This is a genomic window from Mycobacterium sp. NGS39, from assembly GCF_059812765.1.
Genome location: NZ_JCALDH010000001.1, coordinates 428,785 through 445,931 on the forward strand (window position 1 = coordinate 428,785; position 17,147 = coordinate 445,931).

Sequence of the window (17,147 nt, forward strand, 5' to 3'; positions counted from 1 at the left end):
CTGCCATGTGGCCGCACCTTGCACTCGGCATAGGCGAGTGCTAAGAATGACGTTGGCACTCCCGACCGGCGAGTGCTAGGTCGGGACGGTGAGACCGAAGCCCTGAAGACAGCAGAGGTCGTCCGTCGCGGGCACTGACCCGGCCCGGAACGTCACCCCCCAACCGGAGGATTTACTTCGCAAATGTCCAAGATCATTGCGTACGACGAAGAGGCCCGGCGTGGTCTCGAGCGGGGCTTGAACAGCCTCGCCGACGCGGTAAAGGTGACGTTGGGTCCCAAGGGCCGCAACGTCGTCCTCGAGAAGAAGTGGGGCGCCCCCACGATCACCAACGACGGCGTGTCGATCGCCAAGGAGATCGAGCTCGAGGACCCGTACGAGAAGATCGGCGCCGAGCTGGTCAAGGAAGTCGCCAAGAAGACCGACGACGTCGCCGGTGACGGCACCACCACTGCGACGGTGCTGGCGCAGGCGCTGGTGCGCGAGGGTCTGCGCAACGTCGCGGCCGGTGCGAACCCGATGGCGCTCAAGCGCGGCATCGAGAAGGCCGTCGAGAAGGTGACCGAGACGCTGCTCAAGTCGGCCAAGGAGGTCGAGACCAAGGAGCAGATCGCCGCGACCGCCGGCATCTCCGCAGCCGACCCGGCCATCGGCGAGTTGATCGCCGAGGCGATGGACAAGGTGGGCAACGAGGGCGTCATCACGGTCGAGGAGTCCAACACCTTCGGCCTGCAGCTCGAGCTCACCGAGGGCATGCGCTTCGACAAGGGCTACATCTCGGGCTACTTCGTGACCGACCCCGAGCGTCAGGAAGCGGTGCTCGAGGATCCCTACATTCTGCTTGTCTCGTCGAAGGTCAGCACGGTCAAGGATCTGCTGCCGCTGCTGGAGAAGGTCATCCAGGCCGGCAAGCCGCTGCTGATCATCGCCGAGGACGTCGAGGGCGAGGCCCTGTCCACCTTGGTGGTCAACAAGATTCGCGGCACGTTCAAGTCCGTCGCCGTCAAGGCTCCGGGCTTCGGTGACCGCCGCAAGGCGATGCTGCAGGACATGGCGATCCTCACCGGCGGCCAGGTGATCTCCGAGGAGGTCGGCCTGACGCTGGAGAACGCCGACGTGTCGCTGCTCGGCCGCGCCCGCAAGGTCGTCGTCACCCGTGACGAGACCACGATCGTCGAAGGCGCCGGTGATCCGGACGCCATCGCGGGCCGCGTCGCGCAGATCCGCCAGGAGATCGAGAACAGCGACTCCGACTACGACCGCGAGAAGCTGCAGGAGCGGCTGGCCAAGCTGGCCGGCGGCGTTGCGGTGATCAAGGCCGGAGCCGCCACCGAGGTGGAGCTCAAGGAGCGCAAGCACCGCATCGAGGATGCCGTGCGCAACGCGAAGGCGGCCGTCGAGGAGGGCATCGTCGCCGGTGGCGGTGTGGCCCTGCTGCAGGCCGCGCCTGCGCTCGACGAGCTCAAGCTCGAGGGTGACCAGGCCACCGGTGCCAACATCGTCAAGGTGGCGCTGGAGGCTCCGCTGAAGCAGATCGCGTTCAACGCCGGCCTCGAGCCCGGTGTGGTCGCCGAGAAGGTACGCAACCTGCCGTCGGGGCATGGCCTCAACGCCGACACCGGCGAGTACGAGGACCTGCTGGGCGCTGGTGTGGCCGATCCGGTGAAGGTGACGCGCTCGGCGCTGCAGAATGCCGCGTCGATCGCGGGCCTGTTCCTCACCACTGAGGCGGTTGTCGCTGACAAGCCGGAGAAGGCGGCCGCACCTGCGGGCGACCCGACCGGCGGCATGGGCGGCATGGACTTCTGAGTCTGCCTACGGAAAAGCCCGGTTCCCAAGGGAGCCGGGCTTTTTCGTGCGGTGCGTGCGGGTGCGGCCGATGCCCTCGCGCCGAGTGTGCGGTGTCGTAGGCGACACGCCGAGTGGGGCATACGAATTCGCACAGTCGCGGGGATTTGTGCGGCGCGGCCCGGCCGCCCACCGGCCTCCCCCTGAGTGTGCGGTGTCGTAGGCGACACGCCGTCGGGGCGCTACGAATTCGCACAGTCGGGAGGCTGTGGATAAGTCGGCGCTGCGGGGGATTCCTGTCGGGCACCCCGACGACCCTGCTGTTATGGCAGAAGTCAAGTGGCCGTTCAGGGGTTGGGACGCAGTCGAAGCCGGTGAGTTGACGATCCACGAGTTGCGGCGGTTCTATACGCCCGTCTACCCCGGCGTGTATGTGCCACGCGCAGTCGAACTTTCGACCGCGCAGCGCTCGCGGGCGGCATGGTTGTGGTCTCGGGGCCGCGGAGTCCTCGCCGGGTTGTCGGCCTCCGCAATGCTGGGTGCGCGATGGGTCGAGCCGGATACTCCGGCGGAGCTCATTCACAACAACAGGCGGCCACCGCCGTCACTCGTAGTGCGCAGCGACGCGCTCGCACCCGGTGAATGTGTGCGCATCGCCGGGATGCCTGTGACAACGCCGGCGCGAACCGCGTTCGACCTCGGTCGGCGGTTGCCCCTCAAGGAAGGCGTGCAGCGCATCGATGCTCTGATGAATGCCACCGACGTGAAGGTCGTCGACATTCAAACCGTCATCGCAGCGCACCCGGGTAGTCGCGGCCTATGTCAGCTGCGCCAGACGTTGAATCTCGTCGACGGTGGGGCAGAGTCGCCCTACGAATCGCTTACTCGGCTGCTGCTCATAGAGGCTGGCTTTCCGCGACCGGAGACCCAGATCATCTTCGTCGACGAGTTCGGCTTTGTGGTGGCTCGCATCGACATGGGATGGCGAAAGTACCTCGTCGGCGTCGACTTCGAGGGCGCGCATCACTGGACCGATCCGGGGCAACGTTCGAAGGACGCCGAGCGGTACAACGTCTTACCCGCACTGGGCTGGAACGACATCCGCGTGACGAGCGGCATGCTCCTCAACCGACGGCAGACCTTCTTCGACCGCGTCGGTGCGGCGCTGATCGCGCGCGGCTGCCCGAAGACGTGGTGACTGTGCGGCTTTGAAGGCCTGCCGCGGCGTGTCGTCTACGACGCCGCACACTCGGCGCGGAGAGGCGGCCGAGTACCGTCGAGCGATGCCGCTGCCGCCGCCTTCGCCGACCACCACCGCCGTCGTCACCGGAGCTTCGTCCGGTATCGGAGCAGACATCGCCCGCGAATTGGCGGCGCGCGGCCACGGCGTCACGCTCGTCGCGCGGCGTGAGGACCGCCTTCGCGAGTTGGCCGCCGAGCTTGGTTCGACGGTGCGCGTGGAGGTGATCGCGTGCGACGTCGCCGATGCCGATGCGCGGGCGGGGCTTCTCGACGCGGTCGCCGAGCGCGGCCTGACCGTCGACATCCTGGTGAACAACGCCGGGATCGGAACCATGGGCTCGGTGGTCAAGTCGCCGGTTGCCGACGAACTCGCGCAGGTTCGAGTGAACGTCGAAGCGGTGGTGGATCTGACCACCCGCGCGCTGCAGCAGATGGTGCCACGCGGTCGCGGCGCCATCTTGAACGTCGGATCCACCGCCGGGTTCCATCCGTTCCCCGGTCAGTCCTGCTATGCGGCCACCAAAGCGTTCGTCAACACCTACAGCGAAGGGCTGCGAGGTGAACTGGCCGGCACCGGTGTCACAGTCGCCACGCTGTGCCCCGGTCCGGTGCGCACGGAGTTCCTCAAAACCGCGGGCATGGACGAACGCACATTCGCCGACGCATTCCCGAAGGTGCTGTGGATGCCGTCGCGCGAGGTGGCAAAAGCGGGTGTCGACGCCGTCGCCGACGATCGGGGGCTGGTGATCGCCGGGCTGCCCAGCCAGATCAGCACCCGGCTGCTGCAGTTCATGCCGCGGCGAGTGCTGCTGCCGCTGCTGGCCCGTCAGCATCCGGCACTGCGGCGCGACCGCTCAGCCAGCTGACGCAGGCCAGCGCCGCATCCAGCCCTCGGTCGGCAACGCCAGACCGTTGCACAACGTGCAGATGGTCCGATACCAGCCGACCACGATCAGCAGCTCCATCCGCTGCTCGTCGTCGAGATCGCGGCCCAGAGCCGTCCACGTCTGATCGGACCACGACCCGGTGTGCTCGAGTTCGTCGACAGCACAGAGCAATTCACGTTCCGACGCACTCCAGCGCGGATCGTCGGCCCCGCCGGTCACCAGCGCGTCGCATTCGTCACCGCTGACGCCGACGATCGGTCCCCAGAACGCGGCCTGCCCGCCCCACTCGTACTCGCATCCCAGCAGCGCGCAGGTGCGCAGAATTGCGATCGTGCGCAGCCGCGGTGGCAGGCGCGCATCGACGTACAGCGACTCGCCCAGCTTGCGCAGCCGGGCGGCCAACACGGGGTGCCGCTGCAGGCAGCGCACCAACAGCAGCGGCTCATAGCTGCGATCGGGATGGCCCCAGCTGTTGATCGCGGCGGCGTCCTCCTCGCTCCACGGCGGAGCCAGCGGTGCGACGCGCGTCATGCCGCAGGTGCCGGTTGCCGTCCCCGCACGAGCCGCCCCGGTCGCGCCGCGGCGGGCTCGCCATTCGACGCGATCACCTCGCCGCTGACAATCGTCGCGACATACCCGTCGGCGGTCTGGTCCAGCCGCTTGCCGCCGGCCGGCAGATCGTGGGTGATCACCGGCCGGTGCAGCCGCAACCCGGCGTGATCGATCACGTTGAGATCTGCCTTGTATCCCAAGGCAATTCGGCCGCGGTCATGCAGACCGGCCACCCGGGCCGGCACCGACGTCAGTTCGCGAACCACCTCTGCCACGCTCAGCCGTCCCGACGCCCGGTCGCGCGCCCAGTGCGCGAGCAGGAACGTGGGAAAGCTTGCGTCGCAGATCATTCCGTAGTGCGCGCCGCCGTCGCCCAGCCCCAGCACGACGTCATCGCGGCGCGACAGCCGGCCCAGGGTGTCCAGTGAGTTGTCCTGATAGTTGCCCATCGCCACCAAGAGCATGGCGTGCCCGTCGTCGTCGAGCAGCCGGTCGTAGGCCTCCTCTTTGGGATCCACTCCGCGCGCGAGGGCCCGCGCCAAGATGCTCGACGACGCCGGCGGCTCGTAGTCCGGCGGATCGCCCAGCGGATACATCCATTCCCACATCTGCGCCAGGTGCAGCAGCGGATTGCCCTGCACGGTCGGCTTGTCGTTTAGGATCCGTTGGCGCACTTCGGGTTTACGCATCTCGGCGACACGCTCGGCCAGCGGCAGATGGGAGATCTCCCGGTAGCTCGGACACAGCACGAACGGGTTGCCGCTGAGTTCGAGTCCGATCACCAGCCCGATCGGCCGTGGGAACATCTGCGCAGTGATGTCGACGCCCGCCGAAGTGAACTTCTCGATCAACGTGAACGCGTCTGGCCACATCGGGTCGCCGCTGTTGCCGGTGGCCATGCTGAACGTCACCGGCAGTCCGACATCCTGAGCCACTTCGAAGACCGCTCCGAGCACCGATTCGTAGCCCCCGGCGGGAATGTCGGGAACGAATTGGATCAGCCCGCCGCCGCCCTCGGCGATCCCTTGAGCGATGGCCATGATCTCGTCGCGCGCCGCGCCGTACGTCGGAATCTGTTGTCCTCCAGCGGTTTTATGCAACACGAACCGCGACGAGGCGAAGCCCACGGCACCCACCTCGACCGCCTCCCGGGCCAGCGCCCGCATGCGGGCCAAATCCTCGTCGGTCGCGGGTTCGCGGTTCACCCCCCGCTCGCCCATCACGTAGACCCGCAGCGGCGAGTGCGGCAGATAGGCGGCGACATCGATATCCCGTTGCCGCGCCTCCAACGCGTCGAGGTACTGCGGAAACGTCTCCCAGTCCCACGGCAGTCCGTCGGCCATCACCACGCCGGGGATGTCTTCGACGCCGGCCATCACGTCGACGAGCACGTCGTGGTCTTCGGGGCGGCACGGCGCGAAGCCCACGCCGCAATTGCCCATCACCGCGGTGGTGACGCCGTGCCGCGACGACGGCGTCAACCGGTCCGACCAGATGGCCTGCCCGTCGTAGTGGGTGTGCAGGTCGACGAAGCCCGGCGTGACAAGCAAGCCCGTTGCATCGATTTCCCGTGTCCCGGCTCCGTCGACGGCGCCGAGACCCACGATCACCCCGTCTTTGACGGCGACATCGCCGACGAACGGATCGCCACCGAGGCCGTCGACGATCGTGCCGCCGCGGATGACAAGGTCGTAGCTCATCAACTGACTGTAAGTGTCAGGATGGGCGCCGTGATAGATCACTTCGGCATCAACTGCAGCGATTTCGAGAAGGCCAAGCAGTTCTACGACCGGGTGCTCGGTGTCCTGGGCTATACGCGGCAGATGGACTTCGGCAGGGCGATCGGCTACGGCAAAGACGGCAAGCCGGGCTTCTGGATCTCCGATGCCGACCTCGGCCCCAACCGGGAAATCCATGTCGCGTTCGCGGCCGCCGACGAAGACGCCGTCAAGGCGTTCTACGACGCCGCGATCGCGCTCGGTGCCGAATCTCTGCACGCACCGCGGCTGTGGCCGGAGTACCACCCGGGCTATTTCGGCGCGTTCGTGCGCGACCCCGACGGCAACAACGTCGAGGCCGTGTTCCACGGGGCGGCGTCCGAGTAGCTTCGGCGGTATGCCCGACACCGCCGATGCCGCCGACGCCGATGCCGCCGCCGCGCAGGAACTGCTGCGTGATGCGTTCACCCGCCTCATCGAACACGTCGACGCGCTGACTGACGGCCTTACCGAACGCGTGGCGCTCTACCGCCCGACACCTCAGGCCAACAGCATCGCCTGGCTGATCTGGCACAGCGCCCGCGTGCAGGACGCGCAGGTCTGCGACATCGCCAAGCGACAAGACGTCTGGACCCGTGACGGCTGGGTAGACCGCTTCGCCCTCGACCTGCCTCGCGACGACACCGGCTACGGGCACAGCGCCGACGACGTCGCGAAAGTACGGGCGTCGGCCGAACTGCTGGCCGGCTACTACCACGCCGTGCACGACATGACGCTCGAGTTCGTCGCCACCCTCACCACCGCCGGTCTGGCTCGGGTGATCGACCGCAACTGGGATCCGCCGGTCACCGCCAGCATGCGGCTGGTCAGCATCATCGACGATTGTGCCCAGCACCTCGGGCAGGCGGCATATCTACAGGGCATAGCTCCCGACTAGCATGATGTGATGACCGCCACACCGGACCTCAAGCCATCGATTCAGCCTGGCTCCACGGGCACTATCCTCAACCCCGCCACCGGCGGTGTCGCCGGTGAGGTGCACTGGACTGATCCCGCCGACGTGCCGCGCACCGCCGCTCGCCTCGCGCAGGCGCAGCGCGAGTGGGAGAAGCGCGGAGCGAAGGGCCGCGCCAAGGTGCTGGCCCGGTTCGCGGTGTGGCTCGGCGATCACCGCGACGAGATCGAAGAGCTGCTGATCAAGGAGACCGGCAAGTCGCGCACCGACGCGGTGCAGGAAGTGCCGATGTTGGTGATGATCGCCTCCTACCTGATCAAGACCATGGAGAAGGCGCTGGCTCCGGAGACCCGGCCCGCGCCCCTGCCGGCGCTGGCGGTCAAGAAGATCACAGTGCACTTCCGGCCCCGTCCGGTGGTCGGCATCATCGCGCCGTGGAACTTCCCGGTGGCCAACGCGATGATGGACGCGCTGGGCGCACTGGCCGCCGGCTGCGCGGTGATGCTCAAGCCGTCCGAGCGGACGCCGCTGACCGCCGAGGTGCTGGTCCGCGGCTGGCGCGAATCAGGTGCTCCGGACGTGTTCGCCTTGGTCCAGGGCGCACGCGAGGCCGCGGAAGCCGTGATCGACAACAGCGACTTCATCCACTTCACCGGCTCGTCGGCGACCGGCCGCAAGGTGATGGAACGCGCGGCGCGGCGGCTGACGCCGGTGAGCCTGGAACTCGGCGGTAAGGACCCGATGATCGTGCTCGACGACGCCGACGTCGAGCTGGCCGCGCACGCCGCGGTGTGGGGTGGCCTGTTCAACGCCGGGCAGATGTGCGTGTCAGTAGAGCGGATCTATGTGCTGGATTCGGTGTACGACAAGTTCGTCGACGCGGTGGTGCGCGACGTGAAGGCGCTGCAGGTGGGCGCAGGCGACGGCCCGCACTTCGGGTCGATGATCGACGATCAGCAGCTGGCTGTGGTGGAGCGGCACGTCGCCGACGCGAAAGCCAAAGGGGCACAGGTGCTCACCGGCGGTGAGCGGGTGCCCGGACCCGGCAGCTTCTATCAGCCGACCGTGCTGGTGAACGTCGACCATTCCATGCAGTGCATGACCGAGGAGACCTTCGGGCCCACGCTGCCGATCATGAAAGTCGGTAGCGTCGCCGAAGCGGTGAGGTTGGCCAACGACAGCCCGTACGGGCTGTCGGCATCGGTTTTCTCCCGCAACATCGAGCGCGCCAAAGAGGTTGCGCTGCAATTGGATTGCGGTGCCGTGAACATCAACGACGTGGTGGCCAACCTGATGTGTACCACGGCGCCGATGGGCGGGTGGAAGGAGTCCGGCATCGGCGCGCGGTTCGGTGGTGCCGAGGGCATGCGCAAGTACTGCCGGATGGAGACGATCGTCGAGCCGCGTATCAAGATCGGCTCGGGCGCCAACTACTACTCCTCGTCACCGAAAGCCGCGGCCCGCATGTCCAAGCAGATGATGTGGATGGCGCTGCGCCGGCCGAAACGCGTGGCGCGCGACCGCTAAGGTCACTCCGTGCGGTTGGTGGTGGCGGTGCTGTGCTGGCTCGTCGCCACGGTCGCGTTGGCGGTCGCGGTCGGGGGCGGCTGGGTGCAGCGCAACTTGATCGACGCCGACGGGTACGCACGCTTGGCATCGTCGGCCGCGGGGGATTCGGCGCTGCAGAATGCGGTGGCCGCCGAACTCGCCACTCAGACGCTGGTGATCGCGCGCAAGCGTGGCTACGAGCCCAGCGACGACGCGGTGCGCGGTGCGGTGAGCGCCTATACCGCGAGCTCGTCGTTTCCCGGCCAGTTCACCGATCTCAACCGCCTGGCGCACCGGTGGCTGTTCACCGACATGGTGCAGCAGAGCGGTGACCGCTGGACCGTCGACGTCGGCCCGATGCTGTGGAACCTGTCGATCATTCAGGCGTTGAGCAGCCGGGGAATTTCGGTGCCGTCAAGTGTCGAGGTCCCGGTGACGTCCGAGTCGGTGGAGACACTGCATCCCGGGCAGCTGCGGCCATTGGCGACCTGGGGGCCGTGGGTGAGTCTCGCTGCTGCCGTAGTGGCCGGTATCGCGGCTCTACTGACGGTTGCTGTGGCGAAAACGCGCGGGAAAGCTATTGCCGCGCTGGGGATTTCGGCGCTATTTGTAGGCGCCGGTGGATATGCCGGTGCGGAGATCGGGCGCCGCCGTCTGGAGAATGCGCTCAACGAGACGTCAGGGAACATTCGCACGATCGCCGACGTGATGGTCGACCACGCCGAAGCCAGTCTTCACCACTGGCTGAACGTCACACTCGCGGCGGGCGCCATGCTGGTGGTCTTCGGGGTCGCCGTCGCGATGCTCGGTGCCCTTCTTCGCTCTCAGCGCACCGCAAAGTTGGTGAAAAGCGGACACGGCAGAGGGCCGATGATTGATGTGTGAGCCCGCAATTCGTCAACTTCACGGCGGCTGAGCTGTCGGCCGTCGTCGGCGGCGATCCGTGGAAGCGTGACGAGGAGTTGCAAGCCGGAGATGCGGCGGCGATCGACGAACTCGCCGCCGCCTTTCATCAGTCCGGCGTCTACGTCAAGGATGCCGACGACGAATTCAACTCTGCAAAGCAGAACTTCCTCGGTTCATACCACGGCGACGGCGTCAAACACCCGATCAACGACTCGGCAGAGGTCGCCCGGGTCAGCGCAGCGTTGGCCGGCCACCCCGAGGAACTGAGCCGCATCGCAGCGGAGCTGGAACAGACCGCGGCAGCGCTTGCGACCGCGCAGCGTGATAGTGCCGGCGAGATCGCCTCGCTTGACGCGCAATTGCAGACGATCGACCAGCAGATCTCGACCGCGATGCGCAATGATCCGCCGTACGTCGTCTTGCAACTGTTCGGCAAGGCGCGCGACGCCGTCAAAACGGCACTCGACCACATCGACAACATCCGCGGCGGCTATGTCGCGCAGTTGCATGACGCGGAAACGGCGATGATGGCGTCGGGATATGTGCCCGATGCGCTCGACGGTGTGGACGGGTCGCCCGGTGATTCGCCTCGAGAGGCTGCTCGTCGCTACGACGAGTCGGGACAGCGGGCGAGAGATCAGTCCCTTGTCGATCAGGCCAGAGCCACCGGTGAGCCAGAGCCCCACTGGAGCCGAGAAGAGCAGGACGCGGCTCAGCGGCTCGAAGACTACCTATCGATCACCGACCCAGCCCATGGGGTGGCTCATCGCGGGAGCCCTCACGACCAAGAGGTGGCGGCGCGTTTGGCCGGTGAGCGGTTGGATGATTTCAACACCGCACAGCTGGTTGGGCCGCTGCCTCGCGACCCCGTGCTCGGCGGTGATGCCCGCGACCGCGCGCTAGCCAGGTTGAAGTTGCAGCGTGACTTGCAGAACGGTGAACTAGCCTCCAGCGCACAACCGATGACACCTGATGAGGCGACCATGCTGATGGACCGGATGGAGGTCACGGATCGCGTGAACGCGTTGACTACGCTGCAGCAAGAGCTTCAGCGCGCCGGCATGTCGCCGACGGGAGCCGCTTCGGTGGCCAGGGATATGGGCCGCGGCGTCATCCCACGCGAGTATGTCGATGCCGCGTCCGCGGCGGGCAGCGTCTTCGACGCCGGCAAGAAGGGCATTGAGCGTTACAGCGAGCTGGTGCCCACCGGACGCCACTGGGAACCGGGCGTGGCCTATTCACCGCAGGACATCGAAGCCCTGAAGAATGTCGCCAAACGCTTCGGTTGGGCGGGCAGTGTCCTCGACCTTGCCACCTCCGCCTATGAGCTCCACGAAGGGAAGCCGCTCGACGAGTTTGTCGCAGAACAGGGAGGCGGCCTGGCCGGCGCATGGTTGGGAGGTTTGTTTGGAGGCGAATTCGGCGCATTGGTCGGCGGACCACCTGGGGCATTTGTCGGTGCGCTCGTCGGCGGCACGGCGGGCGCCCTGGCGGGTGAGCGAGGTGGCGATATGGCCCTCGAATCGATGAAGGGCTGAGTTGTTGATGCAAGGGACCGCGGGAATTCTCGAGCCAATCGCGTCTCAATCGGCACTTCACCACCGCCCACTCAATGTGTTCTTTTTGATAGCGGCCGCCGTTTGTCTGCTCGTTCCAGCGGTGATGCCGGAGAAGAAGAGTCGGTCGTGGCAACGCCGGGTCTACTGGTCATCGACGCTGGGCGCCGCACTGTTCGCATTGATTACCTTCTACCCTCGCTGGGGTACCGGCGCGGCGTTCGCTGGATTCGTCCTGTTCATGATGACCGGAAATGCCTACACGTCCACGCCGTACATCAAGATTCGCGGCAAGATCTATGCATTCCACGTCAACGACAGTCTGCCGGATCCGCCCGCCGACGGTTCGCCCCCGCCGGGCAACGACGACCCGAATTATGATCCGGCGCCTGACTCGTACGGCGGCTTGGCCACCGCTCAAAAGAGTTGGTGGAACATGGTATTCGCGATGGGACTCTGTTCCGGGGTCATCTTCGTGTCAATCTCACACCGGGAACGTCCGTGGCTCACGCTCATTACCGCAGCGTTCCTCGTGATCGGCGCCGTGGTGTTCGGCCATGGTGACGCAAGTTGGGAATATCGGGTGGCTCGCGGGCAGTATCTACAGTTCGTGCTCGTCGGCATCGTCACGGCAGGTGTCTTCACGGTTCTCTATCTGGCCGCATACGCCGCCGGGAAGCGGTGGCCGTGGAGGTTCAAGCGGTCGATGGAGTACACGGCGCATCCACGTTTCTGGCGGAAATCGGAGTGAGCCAGCGCTACGACTCGACCCCAACCCCGTCGATCATTGCGGCATTGCGATTCTCGGTCTCGGTGAAGGCTACGGCCACCGCGTGCGCCTTCTCGCCGATGGCGTTCAACGCGCGGTGATGACTTTCCATCAGCGCTGCGTGATGCGTTTGCGCGCACGATACGCGTGCATAAAAAGACGACGCAGCGTCGAAATCGCCGAAAGCAGTTGGTGCTAAACCCACTACAGCGAGCCTGTTGGCGCCATCCGACGCCCGCCCTGCCGCCTTGTGCGACGTCGTCGCCCCGACACAGAGTCCCTCGACGTTGACCAGCATGACTCCATTATCACGGTGCCGCGCCGATGGTCCGCCACAAAAATGCGTACATCAACGCCGCCTTGAAAGCGGCTTGCTTGTTGTCGGCCGCTCCGGCGTGGCCGCCCTCGATGTTCTCGTAGTAGCGCACGTGATGCCCGGCCGCCTCCAGCGCGGCGGTCATCTTGCGCGCGTGTCCGGGGTGCACGCGGTCGTCGCGGGTGGACGTGGTCATCAGCAGCGGGGGATAGCGGCGGTCCGCCGAAATATGTTGGTATGGGGAGTATTCCGAGATGAATTCCCAATCCGCTGGGTCGTCGGGGTTGCCGTATTCCGCCATCCACGACGCGCCGGCAAGCAACAGGTGGTAGCGGCGCATGTCCAGCAGCGGGACGCTGCACACCAGCGCGCCGAACAACTCCGGATACTGCGTCAGCATGATCCCCATTAGCAGCCCACCATTACTGCCGCCCGCGGCGCCGAGTTGCGGCACGGTAGTGATGCCGCGGTCCACCAAATCCCTTGCGACAGCCGCGAAGTCCTCGGCAACCTTGTGTCGGTCCTCACGCATCGCCTGGGTGTGCCAGGTCGGACCGTATTCGCCGCCGCCACGGATGTTGGCCAGTGCGTACGTCCCGCCGCGCGCCAGCCACAGCCGGCCCAGCACGCCGTCGTATCCGGGTGTGCGCGCCACCTCGAACCCGCCATATCCACCCAGCAGCGTCGGCCCGGGACCGTCGGCATCACGATGCGCGACAACAAAATACGGCACCGCCGTGCCGTCCTCGGATGTCGCGAAATGTTGGGTAACCGTGAGGTCCTCGGCGTCGAAGAACTGCGGTGCAGACTTGATGTGCTCCAGCTCCCCGTCGGCTACGGCGCGCAGCAGGCGCGGCGGACGATCGAATCCGCTTGAGTCGAGGAAGAACTCGTCGCCAGCGTGGTCAGCCGCCACGATCACCGTGTTGGTGTTCTCCGGCAGCCCGGCCACCGGTTGTCGCGACCACTCGCCCGGCGTCACGATCTCCACGCGGCTCGCCACGTCGGCCAGCGTGACCACCACCAGACGGTCGCGCGTCCACGCGTAGTGGTGAAGGCACGTATGCTCATCAGGCTTGAATACCAACGCGAGTTGCGCTGTGCCACTGAGGAAGTCCTCATAGTCAGCGGCCAGCAGGGAACCGGCGCGGTACTCGCCGGATGCGTGGTACCAGTCGGTACGCAGCTCGATCAGCAGCCATTGACGGTGCACTGACAGCGACGCGTCGGTGGGTGCGTCGATGCGGACGAACTCGCCGTCCCGAAGTTCGTAGACCTCACTGTTGAAGAAGTCGATCGACCGGCTCACCAGTGTGCGTTCGAACCCCGGGGTGCGGTCGACCGACGCTCCGACGCTGACGTCCACATGCGTGCCGGAGAACAACAACTCGGCCGACGACAGCGGCTGGCCGCGGCGCCACCGCTTGACCAGTCGGGGGTAACCGGAGTCGGTCAGTGAGCCCTCACCGAAGTCAGTGCCCACCAGCACCGTGTCGGCGTCCTCCCAGTCGATACTTGTCTTGGCCTCTGGGACCACGAATCCGTCGGCGACGAATCGCCTTGTCACCATGTCGAATTCGCGTACGACAGCGGCGTCAGCGCCCCCGCGGGACAGCGAGACCAATGCTCGCGTGAATTCCGGCTCGATCACGTTCGCGCCAGCCCACACCCAGTTCTCGTCTTCGTCGGCTGCCAGCGCGTCGACGTCGATCAACACATCCCATTCGGGTGCGTCGGTCCGGTACTGCTCCAGCGTGGTGCGGCGCCACAGCCCCCGCGGGTGCTCCGCGTCGCGCCAGAAGTTGTACAGATACTCGCCGCGGCGCACCACGTACGGGATGCGGGCGTCGGTGTCGAGCACCTCCAGCGCCTCTCGGCGGAACTGTTCGAAGCACTCGTCGCACAGCTCGGCCAAGGTGGGCTCGTTGTGCCGGCGCACCCAGTCCAGGGCCTCTTCGCCGGTGATGTCCTCGAGCCATAGGTAGGGGTCGTCCACTCGGGCATTCTCTCAGGGCGGTCACGCCCCTGCCGCGAGTAGTGTGAGCCATACAACACATGCACGGCGAAGGAGTCGACCATGACGGTGTTTGCCCGCCCCGGCGCCGAGGGTTCCGTGATGTCCTACGAATCCCGGTACGGCAATTTCATTGGCGGCGAGTGGGTTCCGCCGCAGAACGGCGAGTACTTCGACAACCCGTCACCGATCACCGGCGAGACGTTCTGCGAGATTCCCCGCTCCACCGAAGCCGACATCGAGGCGGCGCTGGACGCCGCGCACGCAGCTGCCCCGGCGTGGGGAAAAACCGCCCCGGCCCAGCGGGCGCTGATGCTGAACAAGATCGCCGACCGCATCGAAGAAAACCTCGAGTCGCTGGCCGTCGCCGAATCGTGGGACAACGGCAAACCGATCCGCGAGACGCTCAACGCCGACATTCCGCTGGCCGTCGACCACTTCCGCTACTTCGCCGGCGCAATCCGCGCGCAAGAGGGGTCGCTGAGCCAGATCGACGAGGACACCGTCGCCTACCACTTCCACGAGCCGCTCGGGGTCGTCGGCCAGATCATCCCCTGGAACTTCCCGATCCTGATGGCCACCTGGAAGCTGGCCCCGGCGTTGGCCGCCGGCAACGCCGTCGTGCTCAAGCCGGCCGAGCAGACCCCGGCCTCGATCCTGTACCTGATGGGCCTCATCGCCGATCTGATCCCCGCCGGAGTGGTCAACGTGGTCAACGGTTTCGGGTTCGAAGCCGGTAAACCGCTGGCCTCGAGCAACCGGATCGCCAAGATCGCGTTCACCGGAGAAACCACCACTGGGCGGCTGATCATGCAGTACGCCTCCCAGAATCTGATCCCCGTCACGTTGGAGCTGGGCGGCAAAAGCCCGAACATCTTCTTCTCCGACGTGATGGCCGCCCACGACGACTTCCAGGACAAGGCGCTGGAAGGGTTCACGATGTTCGCGCTGAACCAGGGCGAGGTCTGCACGTGCCCGTCGCGCAGCCTGATCCAAGCCGACATCTACGACGAGTTCCTGGAGCTCGCCGCGATCCGGACCAAGGCGGTACGCCAAGGCAATCCGCTGGACACCGAGACCATGATCGGCGCACAGGCCTCCAACGACCAGCTGGAGAAGATCCTGTCCTACATCGAGATTGGCAAGGACGAGGGCGCCCGCATCGTCACCGGCGGCGAGCGTGCGGAGCTCGGCGGCGAGCTGGCCGGCGGCTACTACGTACAGCCGACGATCTTCGAAGGCAACAACAAGATGCGGATCTTCCAAGAGGAGATCTTCGGTCCGGTGGTCTCGGTGACGTCGTTCTCCGACTACGACGATGCGATCGCGATCGCCAACGACACGCTCTACGGCTTGGGTGCCGGGGTGTGGAGCCGCGACGGCAACACCGCCTACCGCGCCGGGCGCGACATCAAGGCCGGCCGGGTCTGGACCAACTGCTACCACGCCTATCCGGCGCACGCGGCGTTCGGCGGCTACAAGCAGTCCGGAATCGGCCGCGAGAACCACAAGATGATGCTCGACCACTACCAGCAGACCAAGAACCTGCTGGTCAGCTACAGCAACAAGGCGCAGGGCTTCTTCTGATGAGTGATTTCGGTGCGAAAACAGGCGCTGAGCGCCGGTTAACGCACCCAAATCGCAGTGACGCGCCGCCGCGGGTGCTCATCACCGAAACCGCCGCCGACCTGCTGCACAGGCTCCGAAAACGCCACGGCCCGTTGATGTTTCACCAGTCCGGCGGCTGCTGCGACGGGTCGTCGCCGATGTGCTACCCCGACGGCGAGTTCATCGTCGGCGACCGCGATGTGCTGCTCGGCATCGTCGAGGACACGCCGGTGTGGATTTCCGGCCCGCAGTTCGACGCGTGGAAGCACACGCAGCTGATCATCGACGCGGTGCCCGGGCGCGGCGGCGGCTTCTCGATGGAAGCGCCCGAAGGCATGCGGTTTCTGTCCCGGGGCCGGACGTTCACCGCCGACGAACTCGACCAACTGCAAGCCGAACCGCCGTTGACCGGTGTCGACTACGCGAACGGCCGACGCCCCGCGAGCGGGGCGAACCCCAGGCCTGTCAAGGGGTCGCTAACCTCGGGAGCGTGATTCCGCTTCCCCGCCCTTGGCTGCTCGCCGGCGCAATGCTGACCGGTACTGCGGTGGGGGTCCTGGCGGCGATCGCGGCGACCCTGACGGTCGACGTCACCATCAGGCCGGACGTGGTGGTCGCGCTCGTCGTCGGCGTCCCGGGCACGCTCGGGCTGGTGTTGCTGGTGTCGTCGAGAGTCCGGTGGGTGACAGCGCTCGGCGCGTTCCTGCTGGCGGTCGGCCCGGGCTGGTTCGGCGTGCTCGCTGCGATTGAGGCGGTGTCCGGTGCCTGATCCAGCCGACACCGGGCCGCAGACCCAACCCAGCCCCGAAGCCCGCCCGGATCCGTGGGAGCCGTTGACCGCCCACCGCGAGCCGTTGACCGCCCACCGTGAACGGCCGGCCGACGAGCCCGCCGAACCGGCGGTTCCCGAGTTCCTGCCCATCTCCGCGCGGCCGCACGTGGTGCCCGGCCAATACCACTACCTCAAGCGGTGGACATTCGTGCTGACGCTCGTCGCGGTGTGGATTCCTGCGGCCGCGGCCGGTCTTGGCTTGTACTACTGGTGGTTTCACTCGCTGGACAAGACCTGGCCGGTGTTCGCGGTGTTGATCTTCGTGGTCGCGTGCAGCGTCGCGGCGACCCTGGCTGCGATGGTCGACGGCAGGCCGCTGGTCGCTGCCGCGGGGATCGCGACGATGTCGGCTCCGCTGGCCGCGGTGGCCGCGGCGGCCGTGCTGCACGGCATCTACTACTGCGATCGGGTTGCCCGGCCTTGCCTAGCCGGGGTGATCCCTTATTAGGGTGGCTT

At 66.5% G+C, this 17,147-nt stretch carries 17 protein-coding genes; 13 read left to right on the top strand and 4 right to left on the bottom strand.

Going from position 1 to position 17,147, the window contains the following annotated elements; translation table 11 throughout:
• Positions 1–183 precede the first annotated feature (183 nt).
• The 3 genes from groL (at position 184) to AC5Y39_RS02090 (ending at position 3,896) form a co-directional block, all read left to right on the top strand.
• Positions 184–1,809, top strand: coding sequence for a chaperonin GroEL (gene groL, locus AC5Y39_RS02080; RefSeq protein ID WP_499905579.1), 1,626 nt, complete (start codon positions 184–186; stop codon positions 1,807–1,809).
• 304 nt (positions 1,810–2,113) lie between these two features.
• Positions 2,114–2,986 (top strand): type IV toxin-antitoxin system AbiEi family antitoxin, encoded by an 873-nt coding sequence (locus tag AC5Y39_RS02085; protein ID WP_500016053.1) that lies wholly within the window; start codon positions 2,114–2,116, stop codon positions 2,984–2,986.
• Positions 2,987–3,071: 85 nt separating this feature from the next.
• Entirely contained in the window at positions 3,072–3,896 is an 825-nt protein-coding gene (locus AC5Y39_RS02090) for an SDR family NAD(P)-dependent oxidoreductase (RefSeq protein WP_500016054.1), read from the top strand.
• Here the strand turns inward: AC5Y39_RS02090 and AC5Y39_RS02095 are convergent.
• Both AC5Y39_RS02095 and AC5Y39_RS02100 read right to left on the bottom strand, forming a co-directional pair.
• Positions 3,885–4,448 (bottom strand): carboxymuconolactone decarboxylase family protein, encoded by a 564-nt coding sequence (locus tag AC5Y39_RS02095; RefSeq protein ID WP_500016055.1) that lies wholly within the window; start codon positions 4,446–4,448, stop codon positions 3,885–3,887. The two genes, AC5Y39_RS02090 and AC5Y39_RS02095, sit on opposite strands and share 12 nt — an antisense overlap.
• Positions 4,445–6,169, bottom strand: coding sequence for an N-acyl-D-amino-acid deacylase family protein (locus AC5Y39_RS02100; RefSeq protein WP_500016056.1), 1,725 nt, complete (start codon positions 6,167–6,169; stop codon positions 4,445–4,447). Before AC5Y39_RS02100 ends, AC5Y39_RS02095 begins: the two co-directional genes overlap by 4 nt.
• Before the next feature lie 30 nt (positions 6,170–6,199).
• Between AC5Y39_RS02100 and AC5Y39_RS02105 the strand changes: the two genes are divergently transcribed.
• The 6 genes from AC5Y39_RS02105 to AC5Y39_RS02130 are packed head-to-tail and all read left to right on the top strand — an operon-like array spanning position 6,200 to position 11,903.
• Complete coding sequence (locus tag AC5Y39_RS02105; protein ID WP_500016130.1) at positions 6,200–6,574, top strand: VOC family protein; 375 nt, start codon at positions 6,200–6,202, stop codon at positions 6,572–6,574.
• A gap of 10 nt (positions 6,575–6,584) precedes the next feature.
• Complete coding sequence (locus tag AC5Y39_RS02110; protein WP_500016057.1) at positions 6,585–7,124, top strand: mycothiol transferase; 540 nt, start codon at positions 6,585–6,587, stop codon at positions 7,122–7,124.
• 9 nt (positions 7,125–7,133) lie between these two features.
• On the top strand, positions 7,134–8,669 hold the full coding sequence (locus AC5Y39_RS02115) for an aldehyde dehydrogenase family protein (protein WP_500016058.1): 1,536 nt from the start codon (positions 7,134–7,136) through the stop codon (positions 8,667–8,669).
• Between the two features lie 9 nt (positions 8,670–8,678).
• Entirely contained in the window at positions 8,679–9,575 is an 897-nt protein-coding gene (locus tag AC5Y39_RS02120) for a hypothetical protein (protein WP_500016059.1), read from the top strand.
• On the top strand, positions 9,572–11,134 hold the full coding sequence (locus AC5Y39_RS02125) for a putative alpha/beta hydrolase (protein ID WP_500016060.1): 1,563 nt from the start codon (positions 9,572–9,574) through the stop codon (positions 11,132–11,134). The genes AC5Y39_RS02120 and AC5Y39_RS02125 overlap by 4 nt, the downstream gene beginning before the upstream one ends.
• A 7-nt stretch (positions 11,135–11,141) precedes the next feature.
• On the top strand, positions 11,142–11,903 hold the full coding sequence (locus AC5Y39_RS02130; RefSeq protein ID WP_500016061.1) for a hypothetical protein: 762 nt from the start codon (positions 11,142–11,144) through the stop codon (positions 11,901–11,903).
• 7 nt (positions 11,904–11,910) lie between these two features.
• Here the strand turns inward: AC5Y39_RS02130 and AC5Y39_RS02135 are convergent, their stop codons facing one another.
• Together AC5Y39_RS02135 and AC5Y39_RS02140 are read right to left on the bottom strand one after the other, a co-directional pair.
• On the bottom strand, positions 11,911–12,219 hold the full coding sequence (locus AC5Y39_RS02135; protein ID WP_500016062.1) for a DUF2563 family protein: 309 nt from the start codon (positions 12,217–12,219) through the stop codon (positions 11,911–11,913).
• A 10-nt stretch (positions 12,220–12,229) separates the two neighbouring features.
• Positions 12,230–14,233, bottom strand: coding sequence for a prolyl oligopeptidase family serine peptidase (locus tag AC5Y39_RS02140; protein ID WP_500016063.1), 2,004 nt, complete (start codon positions 14,231–14,233; stop codon positions 12,230–12,232).
• Positions 14,234–14,314: 81 nt separating this feature from the next.
• Between AC5Y39_RS02140 and adh the strand changes: the two genes are divergently transcribed.
• The 4 genes from adh to AC5Y39_RS02160 are packed head-to-tail and all read left to right on the top strand — an operon-like array spanning position 14,315 to position 17,139.
• On the top strand, positions 14,315–15,838 hold the full coding sequence (gene adh / locus AC5Y39_RS02145) for an aldehyde dehydrogenase (protein ID WP_500016064.1): 1,524 nt from the start codon (positions 14,315–14,317) through the stop codon (positions 15,836–15,838).
• Positions 15,838–16,353 (top strand): DUF779 domain-containing protein, encoded by a 516-nt coding sequence (locus AC5Y39_RS02150; RefSeq protein ID WP_500016065.1) that lies wholly within the window; start codon positions 15,838–15,840, stop codon positions 16,351–16,353. The genes adh and AC5Y39_RS02150 overlap by 1 nt, the downstream gene beginning before the upstream one ends.
• On the top strand, positions 16,350–16,628 hold the full coding sequence (locus tag AC5Y39_RS02155) for a putative holin (protein ID WP_500016066.1): 279 nt from the start codon (positions 16,350–16,352) through the stop codon (positions 16,626–16,628). Before AC5Y39_RS02150 ends, AC5Y39_RS02155 begins: the two co-directional genes overlap by 4 nt.
• Entirely contained in the window at positions 16,621–17,139 is a 519-nt protein-coding gene (locus AC5Y39_RS02160) for a hypothetical protein (RefSeq protein WP_500016067.1), read from the top strand. The genes AC5Y39_RS02155 and AC5Y39_RS02160 overlap by 8 nt, the downstream gene beginning before the upstream one ends.
• Positions 17,140–17,147 lie beyond the last annotated feature (8 nt).